This window comes from Streptomyces sp. NPDC055287 (assembly GCF_053646035.1).
Genome location: NZ_JBSHNE010000111.1, coordinates 1 through 2752, shown reverse-complemented (window position 1 = coordinate 2752; position 2752 = coordinate 1). Strand labels below are relative to the sequence as shown.

2 protein-coding genes are annotated in these 2752 nt (G+C 69.8%); both read right to left on the bottom strand.

Features of this window, described 5'->3' with window-relative positions; genetic code table 11:
• Window positions 1-1534: type I polyketide synthase (locus ACWIHY_RS40140; protein ID WP_454381686.1), on the bottom strand; the 1534-nt coding region annotated here is incomplete at its 3' end.
• 60 nt (window positions 1535-1594) lie between these two features.
• On the bottom strand, window positions 1595-2752 hold a 1158-nt coding region (locus tag ACWIHY_RS40135; RefSeq protein ID WP_454381684.1), incomplete at its 5' end, for a KR domain-containing protein.

The following is a 2752-nucleotide window of genomic DNA, read 5'->3' as shown; positions in this document are numbered from 1 at the left end:
ACAACAACCCAGCCGCCTGCCCCCGCAACCCACCAACACCACGACCCGACACCACCCACGGCACCACCCCAGGCACCACAACCCGACCAGAACCCTCCCCCGGCCCCGATGCCTCATCCGCCGCCCGCTCCGGGGCCTGCTCCGGCGCCTGCTCCAGGATCACGTGCGCGTTCGTACCACTCACACCGAACGACGACACACCCGCCCGACGCGGACGCCCCTCGACCTCCGGCCACTCCCGCGCCTCGGCGAGAACCTCGACCGCGCCCGCCGACCAGTCCACTTCGGGCGTCGGCTCATCCACGTACAGCGACTTCGGCAGTGTCCCGTGCCGCATCGCCTGCACCATCTTGATCACGCCGGCCACACCGGCAGCGGCCGCGGTATGGCCGATATTCGCCTTCAGGGAGCCGATCAACAGCGGCCGGTCCTCGGGTCGCCCCTGCCCATACGTCGCCAGCAACGCCTGCGCCTCGATCGGATCGCCCAGCGTCGTACCCGTACCGTGCGCCTCCACCGCGTCGACCTGCGCCGTGGTCAGCCCGGCGCTCGCCAGCGCGGCACGGATGACGCGCTGCTGAGAGGGACCGTTCGGCGCCGTAAGACCATTGCTCGCACCGTCCTGGTTCACCGCCGAACCACGGACCACCGCGAGCACCGGATGACCGTTTCGGCGCGCGTCGGACAGCCGCTCGAGCAGCAGCATGCCCGAGCCCTCGCCCCACGCCGTACCGTCGGCGGTCGCCGCGAACGGGCGGCACCGCCCGCTGCGGGAGAGGGCACCCTGGCGGCTGAACTCCACAAAGGTCTCGGGCGTGGACATGACGGTAACTCCGCCGGCCAGGGCGAGAGTGCACTCGCCCGCGCGCAACGCCTGAGCCGCCAGGTGCAGGGTCACCAAGGACGACGAGCAGGCCGTGTCCACGGTGACCGCGGGGCCTTCGAGACCCAGCGTGTACGAGAGGCGTCCCGACACCACGCTGGCCGCGATGCCGGTGGCCAGGTACCCCTCGGACTGCTCGGGGGACCGGCGGAGCAGGGCGGCGTAGTCCTGACCGTTCGTACCGGCGAACACACCGGTGCGGCTGCCCTTCAGCGACGACGGGTCGATACCCGCCCGCTCGACGGCCTCCCACGACGTCTCCAGCAGCAGCCGCTGCTGCGGGTCGAGTGCCAGCGCCTCACGCGGCGAAATGCCGAAGAACGCCGGATCGAACTCGCCGACGTCACTGAGGAAGCCTCCTTCCCGGACGTACGACGTCCCCGGCCGCGACAGCTCCGGGTCGTACAGACCCTCGACGTCCCATCCCCGGTCGGTGGGGAACTCCGAGAAGGCGTCGCCGCCCGCGGCCAGCAGCTCCCAAAGCTCCTCCGGGGAGGTCACGCCTCCGGGGAAGCGGCAGCTCATGCCGATGATCGCAATCGGCTCGTGCTCCCCCGACTCCACTTCCTCGAGGCGCTGCCGTGCATCGTGAAGCTCGCCGGTCACTCGCTTCAGGAAGTAGCGAAGCTTGTCCTCGCTGCTGTTCGTCACGCCGTACCACTCCAGAGGTTCAGGAAGTCACACAGATCAAGGCAGGGGAGGTGAGTGAGCTCAGGAGATGCCGAGCTCGTTGCTGATGAAGTCGAAGACGTCGTCGTCGGAGGCCGAGTCGAGCTTCTCGGCTGCGGAAGGCTCGGTGTCGGACTCGTCCGCAGGGCCGCTGCAGAGTTGAAGCAGCGCCTTCAGACGGAGCGATATCTCGCCACGCGCGGAGTCCTCGGATGTCGAAACGATCTCCGAGATGTCGGAGGCGAGCCGGTCGAGGTCCCCGAGCACGGTGTCGAAGCGCTTGGGGCCTCCGTCCTGACTCAGTTCGCTGCGCAGGTGGTCGGCGAGCACCTGCGGCGTGGGATGGTCGAAGGCGATCGTGGCCGCCAGTCGCAGCCCAGTCGCCCTGCTGAGGCGCTTGCGCAGTTCGACGGAGGCGAGGGAGTCGAAGCCGAGTTCCTTGAAGGCCCGGTCGGCTGTGACCGCTTCGGTGGTGGGGTGGCTGAGCACCGCAGCGACCTGTGTACGTACCAGGTCGAGCACCATACGGCCCTGTTCGGCCGCCGGGAGTTCAGCCAGCCCGGCACGCAGAGCACCGCCCGGGTCCACGTCTGGGCCGGCTCCGTTGGCGTCTGCCGCCTCCAGAGCACGGCATGCCTCCGGGATCCCCGCGATCAGCGGTGCGGGACGGCCCGTCGCGAGCCGGGGCGCGAACCGCTCCCAGTCCACGTCCGCCACGGCGATACAGCTCTCGTCCCGCTCCAGTGCCAAGGCCAGCAGCGTGACCGCGTCGTCCGGTGCCATCGGGACGACACCACCGCGCTGAAGCAGCTCTTCACCCACGCCGGCGGTGGCCAGGCCGCCGTCGGCCCACGCTCCCCAGGCGATGGAGGTCGCGGGCAGGCCGAGCGCCCTGCGCCGCTCCACCAGCGCGTCCAAGAACGCGTTGGCCGCCGCGTAGTTGCCCTGCCCGGCGCCGCCCACTGTCCCGGCCATCGACGAGAAGGTCACGAACATCGAGAGCTCCATGTCCCGGGTCAGTTCGTCCAGGTGCCTGGCCGCGTCCGCCTTCGGTCCCAGTACGTTCGCCAGCCGCTGCGGTGTCAGTGTCTCGATGACACCGTCATCCAGCACACCAGCCGTGTGCACCACACCGGTCAAAGGAGGCAGCTCACCCGACACCGACCGCTCACCGAGCGACGCCAGCAAGGACGCCACCTC